This is a genomic window from Pseudomonas sp. AC016 (genome assembly GCF_979253365.1).
On sequence record NZ_CEEDCC010000001.1, the window covers coordinates 1584163 to 1602619 of the forward strand.

An 18457-nucleotide genomic window follows, 5' to 3' on the forward strand; every position below is an offset into this window, starting at 1 on the left:
ATTATGCGTCGCGCTCTGCTCTTCGCTTTCGCTCTGCTTGCCATCCCTGCTGTACAGGCCGCAGACCTTCAACCTTTCTCCGCCAGCTACACCGCCGACTGGAAACAGCTACCCATGAGCGGCACGGCTGAACGCAGCCTGGAAGCCGGGCCGAACGGCACCTGGACCCTGAATTTCAAAGCGTCGATGATGATCGCCAGCCTATCCGAAGTCAGCACGCTGAAAGTCGACAAGGACACCCTGCTGCCACAGACCTACAGCTTCGAGCGTAGCGGTCTGGGCAAATCCAAGAAGGTCGATCTGGCTTTCGACTGGAACACCAAGTTCGTCACCGGCACCGACCGCGGCGACGCGATCAAGCTGCCGCTCAACCGTGGCATCCTCGACAAGTCCACCTACCAGCTCGCCCTGCAGCATGACGTGGCCGAGGGCAAGAAAAGCATGAGCTATCAGGTGGTCGATGGCGACGAAGTCGATACCTACGACTTCCGCGTGCTGGGTTCGGAGAAGGTCGACACCAAGGCCGGCCAGGTCGACGCCATCAAGGTCGAGCGCGTGCGTGACCCGACTCAAAGCAAACGCATCACCGTGCTGTGGTTCGCCAAGGACTGGGACTACCTGCTGGTCCGCCTGCAACAGGTCGAAACCGACGGCAAGGAATACAACATCATGCTGCAGGACGGTACCGTCAACGGCAAGGCTGTCAAAGGCAGCTGATCGACCTGACTGTTCGCAGTACAGAGCCCCGCTTGATGCGGGGCTTTTTATTGCCTGTCGTTCAGCCCCGATCAGTACTGTCTCACGCTGATCGCTCCTCACGCTCTGCGCTCATCGTTATACACAAGTCCGCCTCACCACTGATCGTGCCTATCGCTCCGCGTGGGCATGCATCCCGTGACGCTCTGCGTCACAAATGGCACAGATTGCGGATTCAGTGAGCCGAGCGCATGACGTGGATAACGCTGGAGCTTGACCACGCATCTGCGCCACATTCGAGAGCGGACGCGGAGCGTCCTGGGCGGCATTCCCACGCGGAGCGTAGGAACGATCAGCGTGATCTCAAGCACGCCGATCATGCCCATGCCTGTGCTCAGCGTTATACCCGAGTCTTGCTGCGACCACGGACTGTGGGAGGCGGCTTGCCGGCGATGATTTTTCTGAAGCGACCTATCAGTGACTGGACTGACGCCATCGCCGGCAAGCCGCCTCCCACGGGGTATGCATTCAGTCAGATACTTCGTTTTTGCCCCAGTTTTGCGCGTCTTGCGAACTTATGTATAACGCCGAGCGCTCTGCGTGGGAATGCCTCTCGGGATGCTCCGCGTCCGCACCAGCAGACGACACCGTTTGTGGCAGTTGTACGCGCCACCAGGACACATGAAAAATCCTTCATTTAACCAGTACTTGGCCGCAGCCCACGTATTTCGAGGGCTGCAGCGCAGCGGTTAATTTCTGACCAACCCGGAACCTGAACGGGCTATTTACTTAGCCTGCTAACGGATCCTATAAAAGAGTCCTGCGACACATCGCCGCAGTATCCAGAGGCCTAACCATCAAGGCCGCCAAAGTCAGGAGCTAAACTATGACTGTCAGAGTTACTGAACGCGACGACGCCCACCTCTCTCACGAAGCCGTTGCCGACGGCATTCAGATCTGGGACGTGCATCAACAGGATCAACTGGTCGGCATGTTTCACATAGAATCCGAAGCGTATCGGTATAAAGAAGAGCTGGAAGCGCTGGAAAGCCAGGGCAACCATTGACCGCAATTTCAGAATCGTAAAATGACAAAACCCGCTCAAGGCGGGTTTTGTCATGCTGGCGAAGATGCTTACCACATCAGGTCGTCAGGCACCTGATAGGCCGCGTACGGGTCGTCTGCATCCGGCGCTTCGGTCGGGGTGTTGAGCAACACAATGCGGCGTGGATCGCGCTCCTGAATCTTCAGCGCTGCTTCACGTGGAATGATCTCGTAACCGCCGCCGTGGTGGACGATGGCCAGCGAGCCGCTGCTGAGTTTGTTTCGCACCAGCGCGTTGACCGAGATGCGCTTGACCTTCTTGTCATCGACGAAATTGTAGTAATCCTCGGTGGTCAGCTTGGGCAGACGCGAGGCCTCGATCAGTTGCTTGACCTGAGCGGCACGGGCCTTCTGCTCGACCTTCTCCTGCTGCTGACGATTGAGTTCCTGATCGCGCTTGACCTTCTCGGCCAGCGCTTCCTGAGCCGCACGCTTCTGCGAGTCATCGACCTGAGCCTGGCCCTTGTGCACCAGACGCTGCTCTTTCTGCTTTTCCTTGCCGACCTGCTTGGCCTGCTTCTGGTTGACCAGACCTGCCTTGAGCAACTGGTCGCGAAGTGAAATACCCGCCATCTCTTTTCTCTCTCTTAAACAACCACTCAGCCGCAGCGGGGTGCGTTTTTTTCCTGACGTTTGGCTTCGCCCCACAACGCGTCCATGTCTTCGAGGCTGCATTCCTCGATGGGTCGCTGGGCGTGGCGCAACGCCTGTTCAATAAATCGGAAGCGTCTGTCGAACTTGCTGTTGGCCGAGCGTAACGCAGTTTCCGGGTCGACTTTAAGGTGTCGGGCCAGATTCACCACAACAAACAGCAGATCGCCAATTTCTTCGGCAATGCCGTCAGCGTCATTATCGACCATTGCCTCAAGCACTTCATCGAGTTCTTCGCGCACCTTGTCGACCACCGGCAAGGCGGCAGGCCAGTCGAAGCCGACCTGAGCGGCGCGCTTCTGCAGCTTGGTGGCGCGGCTCAGTGCAGGCAGTGCGACAGGCACGTCGTCGAGCAGGGACAACTGTTCGGGCGCGGACGACTTTTCTGCGCGCTCCTGGGCCTTGATTTCATCCCAGCGCCGATTGACCTCTTCATCCGTCAGGCGTGGCGTCTCCATGGGCGCATACAGCTCACCGGTCGGAAACACATGCGGATGACGGCGCAGCAGCTTGCGGACAATGCCATCGACGACACCCTCGAATTCGAAGCGCCCTTCTTCTCGGGCCAGATGGGCGTAGAACACCACCTGAAACAGCAGATCGCCCAGTTCGCCCTGAAGCTGATCGAAGTCACCCTGTTCGATGGCATCGGCCACTTCGTAGGCTTCTTCCAGCGTGTGCGGGACGATGGTGGCGTAGGTCTGCTTCAGATCCCAGGGGCAGCCGTACTGCGGATCGCGCAGCCGGGCCATGAGGTGCAGGAGGTCTTCAAGTGTGTGCATTGCAAAATCTCTGTTACCGCGATGTCGCCACTGACCGGAATACCGTCGGACAGTGGCGACTATGGAAGCCTTGAATCAGGGCGTCCGGTTACGGCGCGTCTCGATGATGTTCGGCAGCTGGGAGATACGCCCCAGCAACCGCCCCAGCGCGTCCAGACCCGGAATCTCGATGGTCAGCGACATCAGCGCGGTGTTGTCTTCCTTGTTCGAGCGGGTATTGACCGCCAGCACGTTGATCCGCTCGTTGAGCAGCACCTGAGTCACGTCACGCAACAGACCGGAACGGTCGTAGGCGCGGATGATGATGTCCACCGGATAGGTGAGCACCGGCACCGGCCCCCAACTGACCTGAATGATACGTTCGGGTTCGCGCCCGCCCAGTTGCAGCACCGAGGCGCAGTCCTGACGGTGAATGCTCACCCCGCGCCCCTGCGTGATGTAACCGACGATGGCATCGCCCGGCAGCGGCTGGCAGCAGCCGGCCATCTGGGTCATCAGGTTGCCCACGCCCTGGATCTGAATATCGCCACGCTTGCCCGGCTTGTAGCCAGTGGCCTTGCGCGGAATCAGCTCCAGCTGTTCGTTCATGCGATCCGGTTCGACCTGCTGCTGAGCCAGGTTGACCAGTTGCGCCAGACGCAGATCACCGGCACCGAGCGCGGCGAACATGTCGTCGGCGGTCTTGTGATTGGCCTTGTCGGCGAGCTTGTCGAAATCGACCTGCGGCAGTGCCAGACGCGCCAGTTCTCGCTCGAGCAGGGTTCTGCCGGCGGCGACGTTCTGGTCGCGCGCCTGCAGCTTGAACCAGTGAACGATCTTGGCCCGCGCCCTGGACGTGGTGATGTAACCCAGGTTCGAGTTCAGCCAGTCGCGGCTCGGCGTGCCGTGCTTGCTGGTGATGATCTCGACCTGCTCACCGGTCTGCAGGCTGTAGTTGAGCGGCACGATCCGGCCGTTGATCTTCGCACCACGGCAGTTGTGGCCGATCTCGGTGTGCACCCGATAAGCGAAGTCCAGCGGCGTCGCGCCCTTGGGCAGGTCAATGGCGTGACCGTCAGGCGTGAAGACGTAGACCCGGTCCGGCTCGATATCGACCCGCAACTGATCGGCAAGCCCGCCGATGTCGCCCAGTTCTTCGTGCCATTCCAGCACCTGACGCAGCCAGGAGATTTTCTCTTCGTAATGGTTGGAGCCGGATTTGACGTCCGTGCCCTTGTAGCGCCAGTGCGCACAGACGCCCAGTTCAGCCTCTTCATGCATCGAATGCGTACGGATCTGGACTTCCAGCACCTTGCCTTCCGGCCCGATGACCGCAGTGTGCAGCGAGCGGTAGCCGTTTTCCTTGGGGTTGGCGATGTAGTCGTCGAATTCCTTGGGAATGTGCCGCCACAAGGTGTGCACGATGCCCAGCGCGGTATAGCAGTCGCGCATTTCGGGAACGAGTACACGCACCGCACGCACGTCGTAGATCTGGCTGAACGCCAGGCCCTTGCGCTGCATTTTGCGCCAGATGGAATAGATGTGTTTGGCACGGCCGCTGATATCGGCAGTGACGCCGGTGGCCAGCAGTTCGTTTTCGAGCTGGGACATGACGTCGCTGATGAACCGCTCGCGGTCCAGACGACGCTCGTGCAACAGCTTGGCGATCTGCTTGTACTGGTCAGGCTCAAGGTAGCGGAAGGACAGGTCTTCCAGCTCCCACTTGATGTGCCCGATACCCAGACGGTGGGCCAGTGGCGCATAGATGTCGAAGACTTCCCGCGCCACGCGGTTGCGCTTTTCGTCGTCGGCGTTCTTCACCGCACGAATCGCGCAGGTACGCTCGGCCAGCTTGATCAGCGCGACGCGCACGTCATCGACCATCGCCACCAGCATCTTGCGCAGGTTCTCGACCTGAGCCTGACTGCCCAGCACCAGCGACTGGCGCGGACTGAGACTGGCACTGATCGCCGCCATGCGCAGCACGCCATCGATCAGTTTGGCCACTGTGGCACCAAACTGCTGCTCGACATCCGGCAGCGGAATCACGCCTTCGCGTACGCCCCGGTAAATGACCGCTGCAACCAGCGAGTCCTGATCCAGCTTGAGGTCAGCCAGGATCTCCGCGATTTCCAGACCGGTCTGGAAACTGGAGGTGCCGTCTGCCCAGTGATTCTTCAGTGCCTTGTCGTTCTGCTCGGCTTGCCGGGCGAACTCACAGGCCTTTTTCATGACTTCCCGGTCCAGGACCAGGTCGACGCTGACAATATGATCAAGCCATGCGTCGAGGTTGATGCTGCCGTCTGTGTTTATCGGCTGGTGCGCTCTCACCTGTACCATGCTGCTTACCTTCCCTACGGCGCGATGAATAGCGCCATCAGTCGCCAGCCTTCTGAGCGAATGCCACTTGCCGGGCAAGCAAGGACCGACATTCGCGGGCCAGTCGGATTAAATGAGATTCCCTGTCAGCCGCTGATTCGATCCAATGAACCGCTGCTCACTTACTCATTTCAAATAAAGCCATCGCCTCGACATGCGCCGTCTGAGGAAACATATCGAGTATTCCGGCACGTTTTAAACGGTAGCCCTGATTGACCAATTCGACCGTATCACGAGCCAAAGTTGCCGGGTTGCATGACACATAGAGCAACCGTCGGGCGCCTGTTTTTCCGATCTGGCGCACCACTTCGAATGCACCGTCACGCGGTGGGTCCAAGAGTACCGCAGAAAACCCCTCGGCTGCCCAACTCGCGTTCGTCAGCGGCTGCGAAAGATCCGCCTGAAAAAACGCCACATTGTGCAGATCATTACTCACCGCGTTTGCCGCCGCACGTTCGACCATAGTCGCAACGCCCTCGACGGCTACCACTTCCTTCGCCTGCCCGGCCAGCGGCAAGGCAAAATTGCCGAGGCCGCAGAACAGGTCCATCACCCTTTCATCGGCCGCAGGTGCCAGCCACTCCAGCGCCTGCTCGATCATCGCGGTATTGACCTGCGCGTTGACCTGAATGAAATCCCCCGGACGCCAGTCCAGTTGCAGGTTCCAGGGCGCCAGGCGATAACCCAGTTGATCGTCCGGGTTCGCCGGTTGCGGGTCGCCCTCACCGTGCAGCCACAACTGCGCGCCGTGCTCTGCGCAGAATGCCTTCAGAATCGCAAGATCCGCCTCGGCCAGCGGCGCGGTATGGCGCAGCAGGACCGCCGTTGCAGAACCACTGAACAGCTCGACATGCCCCAGCGCCTGAGGTTTGCTCAGGCTGCGCAGCATCGTCGGCAGTTGCGTCATGATCGGTTGCAAGGCCTGTACCAGCACCGGACATTCCTCGATGCCAACGATGTCCTGACTGGCCGTTGCCCGGAAGCCGACGTCCAGCCGTTTGGCCTTTACGTCCCAGCGCACGGCGACTCGCGCACGTCTGCGGTAGGCCAGTTCGGAACCGGTCAGCGGCGCCGCCCATTCCTGCGGTGCAACGTTGGCTACACGCAAAAGCTGCTCGGCAAGCATGCGCTGTTTCAGGGCAAGCTGTTCGTCATGAGGCACATGTTGCACGCTGCAGCCCCCGCAACGCCCGAAGTGCTTGCACAGGGGCGCACGGCGCATTTCGCTGGCAGTGAACACACGCTCGGTGCGCGCTTCGACGACCTTGCCGCGTGCATTGAGCACCCGCGCTTCAACCTCTTCGCCCGCCAGACTGCCGGCGACGAACCAGGTTCTGCCTTCCAGAAATGCGATACCACGCCCGTCATCCGACAAGCGTTCGATGGTCAGGCGCTGCTTTTTACCGACAGGCACCTGCACGGACTTGACGCCTCCAGTCGGCTGGAAGCGCAACCCTCTCTCATGCTTGGCCATCAGTTGGGCGCGTCGTAGATGCCAGTCGACAGGTAACGGTCGCCTCGGTCACAGATGATTGCCACGATCACGGCGTTTTCGACTTCGCGGGAAATACGCAGCATGCCCGCCACCGAGCCACCGGACGACACGCCGCAGAAGATACCTTCTTCGCGGGCCAGTCGGCGCATGGTGTCTTCAGCTTCGGCCTGGCCCATGTCGATGATGCGGTCGACGCGATCAGCCTGATAAATCTTCGGCAGGTACTCGTAGGGCCAGCGACGGATACCAGGAATGGATGCGCCTTCCATCGGCTGCAGACCGACGATCTGCACCTCGGGATTCTGCTCCTTGAGGTAGCGCGACGTGCCCATGATGGTGCCGGTCGTACCCATTGAACTGACGAAGTGCGTGACCGTACCGCCCGTCTGACGCCAGATTTCCGGACCGGTGGAGGTGTAATGCGCCTCCGGATTGTCACCGTTGGCGAACTGATCCAGCACCTTGCCGCGACCTTCGGTCTGCATGCGCTCGGCCAGATCACGGGCACCTTCCATGCCTTCTTCCTTACTGACCAGAATCAGCTCGGCACCGTAGGCTGTCATTGCAGCCTTGCGCTCGGCACTGGAGTTGTCCGGCATGATCAGGATCATGCGGTAACCCTTGATCGCGGCAGCCATGGCCAGCGCGATACCGGTATTGCCGGAAGTAGCTTCGATCAGGGTGTCACCGGCGTGGATCTGGCCGCGAAGTTCGGCGCGGGTGATCATCGACAGCGCAGGACGGTCTTTCACCGAGCCGGCCGGATTGTTACCTTCAAGCTTCAACAAGAGGGTATTGCTGGTGTTACCCGCCATGCGTTGCAGACGCACGAGCGGGGTGTTGCCGACGCAATCGGCAATGGTTTGATACTGCAGGGTCATGGCGTATTCGCAATCCAGACTGCGGGGGCGCCTATCATAACGGCAAACGCTCAAACCCCATATCACGCAAAGTGCGCGACCTATAACTGAAACGCATAACGAGACCTGTGAGATTCCCTGCGCGATTCAATGCCCATCGACCGCGACACTAAAATGCCCACACAGCCGGTAAATGGCTAAACTCATCCCCTCGTGCCGATAGGGCCAGGCGACTGCTGCCTGAAATCGACGGACTGATACCGGTTGCTGGAGAAAGAGCGTGCTGAACAAGCTGGGCATAAAAGGCCGCGTACTGCTATTGACCATTCTGCCCGCCAGCCTGATGGCGGCGGTGCTGGGTGGCTACTTCACCTGGATGCAGCTGTACGAGCTGCAAAGCCAGCTGTTGCAGCGCGGCGAGATGATTGCGCAGGATCTGGCACCGCTGTCGGCCAATGCGCTGGGTCGCAAGGACAAGATCCTGCTGTCCCGCATCGCGACCCAGACCCTTGAGCAAGCCGACGTGCGCGCCGTTTCGTTCCTGGACACCGACCGCAGCGTACTCGCCCACGCCGGGCCGACCATGATCAGCCCCTCGCCCATTGGCAGCAGCACCCAACTGCTCAACTCGTCCGGCAATGACGCCACGCGCTACCTGCTGCCGGTGTTCGGTCATCAGCGTCACCTGACCAGCCCGATCATCCCCGCCGAAGCCGACACCCTGCTGGGCTGGGTCGAACTGGAGATTTCCCACAACGGCACGCTGTTGCGAGGCTATCGCAGCCTGTTCGCCAGCCTGCTGCTGATTTTCACCGGACTGGCCTTCACGGCCATTCTGGCAGTGCGCATGAGCCGCACCATCAACGGTCCGCTGAGCCAGATCAAGCAAGCCGTGTCGCAGTTGAAGGATGGCAACCTGGAGACGCGTCTGCCACCGTTGGGCAGCCGCGAACTGGACGAGCTCGCTTCCGGCATCAACCGCATGGCGGCGACCCTGCAGAATGCGCAGGAAGAACTGCAGATGAGCATCGATCAGGCGACCGAGGATGTCAGGCAGAATCTGGAAACCATCGAAATCCAGAACATCGAACTGGATCTGGCGCGCAAGGAAGCCCTTGAAGCCAGCCGGATCAAATCCGAGTTTCTGGCCAACATGAGCCACGAAATCCGCACGCCGCTCAACGGTATTCTGGGCTTCACCCACTTGCTGCAGAAAAGCGAACTCACCCCGCGCCAGTACGACTACCTGGGCACCATCGAAAAATCTGCCGACAACCTGCTGAGCATCATCAACGAGATTCTCGACTTCTCGAAGATCGAGGCCGGCAAGCTGGTGCTGGACAACATTCCGTTCAACCTGCGGGACCTGCTGCAGGACACCTTGACCATCCTGGCCCCGGCCGCCCACGCCAAACAGCTGGAGCTGGTCAGCCTGGTCTACCGCGACACACCGCTGGCGCTGTCGGGCGACCCGCTGCGACTCCGGCAGATACTGACCAATCTGGTCAGCAACGCGATCAAGTTCACCCGCCAGGGCACGATTGTCGCCCGCGCCATGCTCGAAGACGAGACCGAAGAACACGCGCAACTGCGCATCAGCGTGCAGGACACCGGCATCGGTCTGTCGAGCCAGGATGTGCGGGCGTTGTTTCAGGCGTTCAGCCAGGCTGACAACTCCATTTCCCGTCAGCCGGGTGGCACCGGCCTCGGTTTGGTGATTTCCAAACGTCTGATCGAACAGATGGGAGGCGAGATCGGCGTCGACAGCACGCCGGGCGAGGGTTCGGAATTCTGGATCAGCCTCAACCTGCCCAAGGCGCGCGAAGACAGGGAAGAAACCGCCAATCAGGCTCTGGAAGGCCTGCGTGCGGCGGTGCTGGAACATCACGATCTGGCGCGTCAGGCGCTGGAACATCAGCTGGAAGACTGCGGACTGCAAACCGTGGTCTTCAACAATCTGGAAAACCTGCTCAACGGCGTGACCGCTGCGCACGAAACGCCTCAGGCCATCGACCTGGTGGTGCTGGGCGTGACGGCGCTGGAGATTTCCCCGGAACGGCTACGCCAGCACATCTGGGACCTGGAAAACCTCAACTGCAAAGTCATGGTTTTGTGCCCGACCACCGAGCATGCGTTGTTCCAGATGTCGGTCCACGATGTGTACACCCAGTTGCAGGCCAAACCGGCCTGCAACCGCAAATTGCAGAAGGCGTTGTCCGAACTGGTCGCACCGCGAGCCGTTCGCACCGATGTCGCCCTGCCCCTGTCGAGCCGCGCACCGCGTGTACTGTGCGTCGATGACAACCCGGCCAACCTGTTGCTGGTGCAGACCCTGCTCGAAGACATGGGCGCCGAGGTCGTGGCGGTGGACGGGGGTTACGCGGCGGTCAGCGCGGTGCAGCAGGAAGCGTTCGATCTGGTGTTGATGGACGTGCAGATGCCGGGGATGGACGGCTGTCAGGCCACCGAGGCGATTCGCGCATGGGAGACCGAGCGTAATCAGACCTCGTTGCCGATCGTCGCCCTAACCGCCCACGCCATGGCCAATGAAAAACGCTCGCTGCTGCAAAGCGGCATGGACGACTACCTGACCAAGCCAATCAGCGAACGGCAACTGGCGCAGGTGGTGCTCAAGTGGACCGGGCTGGCGCTGCGTAATCCGATACCGGAACGCCAGACCGAAAGCTCCAACGCCCACGTCGGTCCCCTGGTGCTGGATCACGAAGAAGGGCTGCGTCTGGCGGCTGGCAAGCCTGACCTGGCGGCGGACATGCTGGCCATGTTGCTGGCCTCGCTGGACGCCGACCGCGAAGCCATTCGGGCGGCGCGTGCCAACGACGATATTCAAGGCCTCATCGAACGCGTCCACCGCCTGCACGGCGCGACACGTTACTGCGGTGTCCCGCAGCTGCGCACCGCCTGCCAGCGCGCCGAAACCCTGCTCAAACAGAACGCACCGCACACCGAAGACGCACTGGACGATCTGGACAAGGCCATCACCCGCCTCGAGGCCGAAGCGCGGGTAACGGCTTGATTACAAGCTAAACACGGGCGGGGCTGAGTGAATGCACACCCCGTGGGAGGCGCCACCACGTCTTCGACGTAGCGCTGTCGCGCAGCAAACTCAGTGGGAGCGGACTTGTCCGCGAAAAGGCCAGTACATCCGACGAATATTCATCGCCTGAAATACAGCATTCGCGGACAAACGGAACGCCGCCCGGTCCGCTCCCACAAAATCGCGTTTCTTCAGTAAGTTACAGGTAGTTTGATAAGAGGCGGCTTGGTGGCGCCTCCCACAGTCCGTCAGTCGCCGCAAAATGTGTGTCTGACGCTCCGCGTCCCGGGCGGCATGCCAACGCGGAGCATTGGCACGATCAAGTTTTGATTCCGCAAAAGGACCTTCCAATGCGTGTACTCATCTACAGCAGCCAGGAATACGACCGCGCCAGTTTCCTCGCCGAGCGCCTGCCGGACGGAGTGGAACTGAGCTTCCAGCCCGCTCGCCTGACCATCGAGACCGCCGCACTGGCCGAAGGTCATGAGGTGGTCTGTGCGTTCATCAATGATGACCTGAGCGCCCCGATACTCGAACGACTGGCGGCGGGCGGCACACGGCTGATCGCCCTGCGCTCGGCCGGTTTCAATCATGTGGACCTGCCAACTGCCTTGCGCCTGGGCTTGAGCGTGGTGCGGGTTCCGGCCTATTCGCCGCATGCCGTGGCCGAACATGCGGTGGCGCTGATCCTGTCGCTCAACCGTCACCTGCACCGGGCCTGCAATCGCACCCGCGACGGAGACTTCAGCCTGCACGGCCTGACCGGCTTCGATCTGGTCGGCAAGACCGTCGGGGTCGTCGGCACCGGGCAGATCGGCGCGACCTTCGCGAAAATCATGGCCGGGTTCGGCTGCAAACTGCTCGCCCATGACCCCTTCCCCAATCCCGAGGTTGAAGCCTTGGGCGCGCAATACCTGAGCCTGCCCGACCTGCTGGCCCAGGCGCAGATCATCAGCCTGCATTGCCCGTTGACCGAGCAGACTCGCTACCTGATCAACGAACAGTCACTGGCGACCCTGCAACCCGGCGCGATGCTGATCAATACCGGACGTGGCGCACTGGTGGAAACGCCAGCACTGATCAATGCGCTCAAGACCGGTCAACTGGGCTATCTGGGGCTGGATGTGTACGAAGAGGAAGCCCAGCTGTTCTTCGCCGACCGTTCCGACCTGCCGCTGCAGGACGACGTGCTGGCGCGACTGCTGACCTTCCCCAACGTGATCGTCACCGCGCATCAGGCATTCCTGACCAAGGAAGCGCTGGGTGCCATCGCCCGCACCACACTGGACAACATCGTCGCCTGGTCGGCAGGCACGCCGCAGAATCGGGTAGAGGGTTAACCTCGCGTCGCTGCGTGTTAGGATGCGCGCAATTTTGGAGGACCCATGGTCGAACACGATTTCCGCTACAGCATGCTCAACCCGCAACACACCCTGACCGAGTGCCGCACACTGGGGCCTGGTCGTTATCAGGTCACCGGCAACGGTGGCTCGATCCACAACAACGACCAGTTGCTGGTGACCATCAAGGGCAGCAAAAGCCTTTATATGCGCCTGACAGTCGAAAAAGTCCGGCACCTGATCAACCCGACCGGGCAATGGGTTGCCGTTGCACACGGCCCGGTATTCGACGAACTGGCGATCCATGAGTGGCAGGTCCATTGCGACAGCTGCAACGCCGAATTGAAGTTCGAATTCATGGTCGAGAGCAAGCTGGGCGTCAAGGCACAGAAACCTGCTGCCACTGCACGCATTGCAGAGCTTGGCTGGAAAACCGAAGGCGAGAAGCACCTCTGCAGGAAGTGCCAGGGGCAGGCGGCATGAAACAGTTTTTGCTGGCAAGCCTGATCGGTAGCGCAGTGTTGGCGGGTTGCTCGACGCAAGCGCCTGCCATTCGGCAGGATCAGAGCTACGTGATGGAATGGATCGGCGAACGTCCGTTGATCGACAACAGCCGCCTGACCATGACCCTCGGTGCCGACGGCCGCGCCTACGGCAATGCCGGGTGCAACCACTGGTTTGCGCCCTACAGCCTGCGCGACGGCACCATCAGCTTCGGCGCTCTGGGCAGAACCCGCAAGATGTGCGCACCGGCGCTGATGGAACAGGAAGAACGCTTCCTGAAATCCATGTCCAGCGTCCAGCGCTGGGACATCTCGCCGATCCAGCAACTGCGCCTGTGGCCCGCCGAAGGCAAGCCACTGCGGTTCTGGCTGGAAGAGAGCTGATAAGACTGCGGCGACCCCACCACCGCTGGACGCGGAGCGTCCCAAGAGGCATTCCCACGCAGAGCGTGCGGAACGATCAGTGATCTCACGCGCGCTGATCGTGCCCATGCTCCGCGTGGGTATGCAGCCCGGGACGCTCCGCGTCCCATTGGGTCAGGCGCCAGAAGTTTTACTGACTCACCACTGCTGGACGCGGAGCGTCCCAATAGGCATTCCCACGCAGAGCGTGCGGAACGATCAACCGCGGAGAATCACCCTTCCCCGCGCAATGTCTTGAGCTTCTGCATCACGGTGGCGGCGGATTGCTCGCCCAGCAATTGCTCACGCATCTTGCCCTTGTCGTCGATGATGTAGGTCACCGGCAGCGCTTCGGAAGGTGGCAGGTCGTAGTGCTCGGCCGGGTCCTGCGCCAGCACAGTGAATTTGATGCCCAGAGCGTTCGCGGCCTTTTTCAGCTCGTCGCCCTGCAGGTTGTCGAAGTTGACGCCCAGCACCGTGACCTTCTTGTCCTTCAATTGCTCGGACAACTGGTTGAATTCCGGGATTTCCACGCGGCACGGACCACACCATTCGGCCCAGTAGTTCACCACCAGCCAATGACCGTCAATCCGGTCGCTGGCGACCTTCTGGCCGTTCTGGTCCGCGCCCAGATCCGCGCCACATCCGCTGAGCAGCATACTGCCGACAAGTGCCACCGCTGCTGCCAATCGCCTAACCATTTGTGCTTCCTTCCTCGACTCTGAAGACCGGTTACTTATGACCCGAATACGACTATTGACCGCCCGATATGTCGAACAGTGCCGTCGCGTGGGTAGAATACGCGTCACTCCCTGCAAGATGCGACCTGCAAATGACCGATCTGACGCTGTATCACAACCCGCGCTGCACCAAATCCCGCGGCGCGCTGGAACTGCTTCAGGCCCGCGGCCTGAGTCCCGACGTCGTCCTGTACCTGGAAACCCCACCGGATGCCGCCCAACTGCGCAAACTTCTCGGCAAGCTGGGCATCAGCGCGCGACAACTGCTGCGCACCGGTGAGGATGACTACAAGCAGTTGAACCTGGCCGACGCGAGTCTGAGCGACGAACAACTGATCGCCGCCATGGCCGCCCATCCGAAACTGATCGAACGGCCGATTCTGGTCGTTGGCGACAAGGCCGTCATTGGCCGCCCACCCGAGAACGTTCTGGAGCTATTGCCGTGAGCACACCCTACATTCTGGTTCTGTACTACAGCCGAAACGGCTCCACCAGCGAAATGGCCCGCCAGATCGCCCGCGGCATTGAGATGGGCGGCATGGAAGCGCGGCTGCGCACCGTGCCCGCCATCTCCGCCGACTGCGAAGCGACCGCGCCGAGCATTCCGGAAAACGGCGCGCTGTACGCGACCCTCGATGACCTCAAGCACTGCTCGGGCCTGGCGCTCGGCAGCCCGACCCGCTTCGGCAACATGGCCGCGCCGCTCAAGTATTTCCTCGACGGCACCAGCAACCTGTGGCTGACCGGCGCGCTGGTCGGCAAGCCTGCCGGCGTGTTCACGTCCACCGCCAGCCTGCACGGAGGTCAGGAAACCACGCTGATGTCGATGCTGCTGCCACTGCTGCACCACGGCATGCTGGTGATGGGCCTGCCATACAGCGAGTCGGCGCTGCTGGAAACCACGGGCGGCGGCACGCCTTACGGCGCAAGCCATCACGCAGGTGCCGACGGCAAACGTCCGCTGGACCGCCACGAAACCGATCTGTGTCGCGCACAGGGCCAGCGTCTGGCGAAAATCGCCCTGCAACTGGACACCCCGCGTGGCTAAAACGCCCAAGGCGCTACCGGCCAGGGAATGGCTGGAGTCGCGGGTGCGTTTCAGCCGCGCAGCAAGCCTGATCGGCTTTCTGGGCATGATCACGCTGCTGTCGGTGTATTACCTGATATTTGCCGATCTGCACGGTGCACGACCGGGCGTGATTCTGGCCATCGAATTGCTGCCCTTGCTGATCCTTGTGCCAGGCATGCTCAGCGGCAGTCCACGCGGCCATTCGTGGACCTGCTTTGTGATCAACCTGTACTTCATCAAGGGCGCACTCGCCGCTTTTGACCCGAATCGCTGGCTGTTCGGCCTGCTGGAAATGGCGCTCAGCGTCGCGGTGTTCATCAGCACGCTGCTCTACGTACGCTGGCGTTTTCAGCTAAACCGCAAACTTGCAGCGCCGCCGCAGGTCTGAAGCCTCGACCTGCCTTTTGACTGTCCTTTGGAGAACCGATGCACGATTACAAATGGCTGAACGAGTACTGCCTGAACCGTTTCGGCTCCGCCAAAGCACTGGAAGCCCACCTGCCAACCCCCAAGACACCGAAACAACTCCAAGCCATCGGCGCCGACCGCTACCTGTCGACCCTGGCCTTGCGCGTGTTTCGTGCAGGCCTCAAGCACAGTCTGGTGGACTCAAAGTGGCCCGCGTTCGAAGAGGTGTTCTTTCGCTTCGATCCGGAAAAAGTCGTGCTGATGGGGGCCGATCACCTGGAACGTCTGATGCAGGACGCGCGCATCATTCGCCATCTGGGCAAACTCAAGAGCGTGCCGCGCAACGCTCAGCTGATTCTGGACATCGAGCAGGAACACGGCAGTTTCGGCCAGTTCATCGCCCAATGGCCGGTCGATAACATCACCGGCCTCTGGCAATACCTGGCCAAGCACGGCAACCAGATGGGCGGGCTGTCCGCGCCACGCTTCCTGCGCATGGTCGGCAAGGACACCTTCATTCCCAGCTATGACGTCGTCGCGGCGCTGAACGCACAGGACATCGTCGACCGAGTGCCGACCAGCAAGCGCGATCAGGCCATCGTGCAGGACGCGTTCAACCAGTGGCACGCCGAAAGCGGCAGACCGATGTGCCAGCTGTCAGCCATGCTGGCGTTCACGGTCAACCACTGATCAGGCTCAGATATTGACCACATTGACGAACCGCGAGGCGGCGGTTTCGTCGATGCGCAGATTGGTGAAGTCGAACAGATTGCGATCCGCCAGCTGCGAAGGCTGCACGTTCTGCAGGGCGCGGAAGATGCTTTCGGTACGGCCGGGCGTCTTGCGCTCCCAGTCCTGAAGCATCTCCTTGACCACCTGACGCTGCAGGTTTTCCTGGGAGCCGCACAGGTTGCATGGAATGATCGGGAACGCCTTGAGATCCGAATACGCCTGAATGTCTTTCTCGTGGCAGTACGCCAGCGGACGAATCACCACGTTGCGCCCGTCGTCGGCGCGCAGCTTGGGCGGCATGGCCTTCAGTGAACCGTTGAAGAACATGTTGAGGAAGAAGGTCTCGACAATGTCGTCACGATGATGACCCAGCGCCATCTTGGTCGCGCCGATCTCGTCGGCGAAGGTGTACAGCGTGCCGCGACGCAGACGTGAGCACAGGGAACAGGTGGTCTTGCCTTCCGGCACCAGTTCCTTGACCACCGAGTAAGTGTCCTTCTCGACGATGTGGTATTCGACGCCCAGCGCTTTCAGGTAGGCCGGCAACACATGCTCGGGAAAGCCCGGCTGCTTCTGGTCCATGTTCACGGCGACGATGTCAAACTTCACCGGCGCGACTTTCTGCAGATGCATCAGCACATCGAGCATGGTGTAGCTGTCCTTGCCACCGGACAGGCAGACCATGACCTTGTCACCCTCTTCAATCATGTTGAAGTCGGCAACCGCTTCGCCGGCCAGCCGACGCAGGCGTTTCTGCAGTTTGTTCTGATTGACTGAAAGGGTGCCCATGTACTGGTGGTATCCGCTGACGATGACAGTGAGAAAAGGCGGCCATTTTACGCAAAACCGTGAGCGGGTTAAACAATGGACGCGTGCCTGATGTACAGCACCTCACGCTATTAACAGAGTCCGGGCAATCGCCAAACGCTCTAAGCCTTGGGTTCTATCGACAACTCAGGTTTCTATACTGGTTCATGAAGCCGAATCCGAACATCAAGGAGTACGCTCATGATTCACCATGTCTGGGGCCTGTTCACGCACCCCGACCAGGAATGGAAGCAGATCCGTAGCGAGGATGAGTCCATCGGCCACCTCTACCTCTCGCACACGCTGATTCTGGCGGCGATCCCCGTGGTTTCCGCCTATATAGGCACCACGCAAGTGGGCTGGGTGATCGGCGAGCGCCCACCGGTCATGCTCACCCATGGCAGCGCCATCTGGATGGCAATCATGTCTTACGCTTCCATGCTGGCAGGTGTGGCGGTCATGGGCAGTTTCATTCACTGGATGGCACGCACCTACGACGCCACGCCCACCCTCGCGCAGTGCATCGCGTTCGCCACCTACACGGCCACGCCGCTGTTCTTCGGCGGACTGGCTGCGCTTTACCCGCACCTGTGGCTCGGCATGGTGGCCGGGACTGCGGCGGTCTGTTATACGGTCTATCTGCTTTACGTCGGCCTGCCGACCTTCATGAACATACCCTCGGAAGAGGGGTTCATGTTCTCCAGCTCCGTACTGTCGGTCGGTCTGGTGGTGCTGGTCGCAATCATGGCTTTTACTGTCGTGCTGTGGGGCATCGGAATAGGTCCGGAATACACCAATTGAGCAGGAGCTGAGCGGGTCTGTCGCAGTGCAGACCCGTCTATGTAAATGACCACCGGGCGGCTGGCGTTTTCAGCCGGCCTCCACATTACGGCATACTTGGCGCATTGGAGAGCCACACAGCATGCCCGAGCAACTCAATTCCCGCGTCGAAACCTGTTACCAACAAGCCGAAGCCTTTTTCAAACGTACGTTCAAACGCCCGGTCGTCAGCTTCAAGCTGCGCGGTCAGAAGGCAGGCGTTGCCCATCTGCATGAAAACCTGCTGCGCTTCAATCCGCAGCTGTATCAGGAAAACGCCGAAGACTTTCTGCGCCAGACCGTGCCGCACGAAGTCGCGCACCTGATCGCCCACCAGCTGTTCGGCGGCAGCATCCAGCCGCACGGCGAAGAGTGGCAGTTGATCATGCGCGGCGTGTACGAGCTGCCGCCCAACCGTTGCCATACCTACGCCGTCAAACGTCGCAGCGTGACGCGCTATATCTATCGCTGCCCGTGCGCCGACAGCGACTTCCCCTTCACCGCCCAGCGCCACAGCCTGGTCAGCAAAGGCAGACGCTACCTGTGCAGACGCTGCCGTCAGACGCTGGTGTTCAGCGGCGAGACGCGAACCGAGTAACTGCTCCTTAAATGCAGGCATAAAAAAACCCATCCGAA

19 protein-coding genes are annotated in these 18457 nt (G+C 60.7%); 12 read left to right on the plus strand and 7 right to left on the minus strand.

Going from position 1 to position 18457, the window contains the following annotated elements; all coding sequences use genetic code 11:
* Positions 1 to 3 precede the first annotated feature (3 nt).
* Together AC0IXS_RS06985 and AC0IXS_RS06990 are read left to right on the plus strand one after the other, a co-directional pair.
* Positions 4 to 717, plus strand: a complete 714-nt coding sequence (locus AC0IXS_RS06985) for a DUF3108 domain-containing protein (RefSeq protein WP_004884168.1) — start codon at positions 4 to 6, stop codon at positions 715 to 717.
* Between the two features lie 865 nt (positions 718 to 1582).
* On the plus strand, positions 1583 to 1762 hold the full coding sequence (locus AC0IXS_RS06990) for a hypothetical protein (protein ID WP_004884170.1): 180 nt from the start codon (positions 1583 to 1585) through the stop codon (positions 1760 to 1762).
* A gap of 68 nt (positions 1763 to 1830) precedes the next feature.
* Here the strand turns inward: AC0IXS_RS06990 and AC0IXS_RS06995 are convergent, their stop codons facing one another.
* The 5 genes from AC0IXS_RS06995 to cysM all read right to left on the minus strand — a co-directional run bounded on the left by AC0IXS_RS06995 (position 1831) and on the right by cysM (position 7967).
* The gene (locus AC0IXS_RS06995; protein WP_025993802.1) at positions 1831 to 2373 is read right to left on the minus strand and encodes a DUF2058 domain-containing protein; all 543 of its coding nucleotides are present in this window, start codon (positions 2371 to 2373) and stop codon (positions 1831 to 1833) included.
* 26 nt (positions 2374 to 2399) lie between these two features.
* On the minus strand, positions 2400 to 3233 hold the full coding sequence (gene mazG, locus AC0IXS_RS07000; RefSeq protein ID WP_043304323.1) for a nucleoside triphosphate pyrophosphohydrolase: 834 nt from the start codon (positions 3231 to 3233) through the stop codon (positions 2400 to 2402).
* 75 nt (positions 3234 to 3308) lie between these two features.
* The gene (gene relA, locus AC0IXS_RS07005; protein ID WP_025993800.1) at positions 3309 to 5552 is read right to left on the minus strand and encodes a GTP diphosphokinase; all 2244 of its coding nucleotides are present in this window, start codon (positions 5550 to 5552) and stop codon (positions 3309 to 3311) included.
* A 157-nt stretch (positions 5553 to 5709) separates the two neighbouring features.
* The gene (rlmD, locus tag AC0IXS_RS07010; RefSeq protein ID WP_057407953.1) at positions 5710 to 7065 is read right to left on the minus strand and encodes a 23S rRNA (uracil(1939)-C(5))-methyltransferase RlmD; all 1356 of its coding nucleotides are present in this window, start codon (positions 7063 to 7065) and stop codon (positions 5710 to 5712) included.
* Positions 7065 to 7967, minus strand: a complete 903-nt coding sequence (gene cysM / locus AC0IXS_RS07015) for a cysteine synthase CysM (protein ID WP_122667733.1) — start codon at positions 7965 to 7967, stop codon at positions 7065 to 7067. Before cysM ends, rlmD begins: the two co-directional genes overlap by 1 nt.
* 259 nt (positions 7968 to 8226) lie before the next feature.
* Between cysM and AC0IXS_RS07020 the strand changes: the two genes are divergently transcribed.
* The 4 genes from AC0IXS_RS07020 (at position 8227) to AC0IXS_RS07035 (ending at position 13228) form a co-directional block, all read left to right on the plus strand.
* Entirely contained in the window at positions 8227 to 10980 is a 2754-nt protein-coding gene (locus tag AC0IXS_RS07020) for a response regulator (protein WP_471824205.1), read from the plus strand.
* 371 nt (positions 10981 to 11351) lie between these two features.
* Positions 11352 to 12341 carry a 2-hydroxyacid dehydrogenase gene (locus AC0IXS_RS07025; RefSeq protein ID WP_057407959.1) on the plus strand — a complete coding sequence of 330 codons (990 nt, stop codon included), beginning with the start codon at positions 11352 to 11354 and terminating at the stop codon, positions 12339 to 12341.
* A 45-nt stretch (positions 12342 to 12386) separates the two neighbouring features.
* Positions 12387 to 12824: a hypothetical protein gene (locus AC0IXS_RS07030; protein WP_043304333.1), complete on the plus strand. Its 438-nt coding sequence runs from the start codon at positions 12387 to 12389 to the stop codon at positions 12822 to 12824.
* The gene (locus AC0IXS_RS07035; protein ID WP_057407961.1) at positions 12821 to 13228 is read left to right on the plus strand and encodes an META domain-containing protein; all 408 of its coding nucleotides are present in this window, start codon (positions 12821 to 12823) and stop codon (positions 13226 to 13228) included. The genes AC0IXS_RS07030 and AC0IXS_RS07035 overlap by 4 nt, the downstream gene beginning before the upstream one ends.
* Positions 13229 to 13479: 251 nt before the next feature.
* Here the strand turns inward: AC0IXS_RS07035 and AC0IXS_RS07040 are convergent, their stop codons facing one another.
* On the minus strand, positions 13480 to 13947 hold the full coding sequence (locus AC0IXS_RS07040; protein WP_025993794.1) for a TlpA family protein disulfide reductase: 468 nt from the start codon (positions 13945 to 13947) through the stop codon (positions 13480 to 13482).
* Positions 13948 to 14078: 131 nt separating this feature from the next.
* Between AC0IXS_RS07040 and arsC the strand changes: the two genes are divergently transcribed.
* The 4 genes from arsC to AC0IXS_RS07060 are packed head-to-tail and all read left to right on the plus strand — an operon-like array spanning position 14079 to position 16153.
* Positions 14079 to 14432: an arsenate reductase (glutaredoxin) gene (arsC, locus tag AC0IXS_RS07045; RefSeq protein WP_057407963.1), complete on the plus strand. Its 354-nt coding sequence runs from the start codon at positions 14079 to 14081 to the stop codon at positions 14430 to 14432.
* Positions 14429 to 15034, plus strand: coding sequence for an NAD(P)H:quinone oxidoreductase (wrbA, locus tag AC0IXS_RS07050; protein ID WP_004884184.1), 606 nt, complete (start codon positions 14429 to 14431; stop codon positions 15032 to 15034). Before arsC ends, wrbA begins: the two co-directional genes overlap by 4 nt.
* Entirely contained in the window at positions 15027 to 15443 is a 417-nt protein-coding gene (locus AC0IXS_RS07055; RefSeq protein WP_025993792.1) for a DUF2069 domain-containing protein, read from the plus strand. Before wrbA ends, AC0IXS_RS07055 begins: the two co-directional genes overlap by 8 nt.
* A 38-nt stretch (positions 15444 to 15481) precedes the next feature.
* Complete coding sequence (locus AC0IXS_RS07060; protein WP_043304340.1) at positions 15482 to 16153, plus strand: DNA-3-methyladenine glycosylase I; 672 nt, start codon at positions 15482 to 15484, stop codon at positions 16151 to 16153.
* 6 nt (positions 16154 to 16159) lie between these two features.
* Here the strand turns inward: AC0IXS_RS07060 and ttcA are convergent, their stop codons facing one another.
* Positions 16160 to 16984: a tRNA 2-thiocytidine(32) synthetase TtcA gene (ttcA, locus tag AC0IXS_RS07065; protein WP_004884191.1), complete on the minus strand. Its 825-nt coding sequence runs from the start codon at positions 16982 to 16984 to the stop codon at positions 16160 to 16162.
* Positions 16985 to 17203: 219 nt separating this feature from the next.
* Between ttcA and AC0IXS_RS07070 the strand changes: the two genes are divergently transcribed.
* Entirely contained in the window at positions 17204 to 17803 is a 600-nt protein-coding gene (locus AC0IXS_RS07070) for a Yip1 family protein (RefSeq protein WP_025993789.1), read from the plus strand.
* A 121-nt stretch (positions 17804 to 17924) separates the two neighbouring features.
* Entirely contained in the window at positions 17925 to 18419 is a 495-nt protein-coding gene (locus AC0IXS_RS07075) for a SprT family zinc-dependent metalloprotease (RefSeq protein ID WP_057407966.1), read from the plus strand.
* Positions 18420 to 18457: the final 38 nt, after the last annotated feature.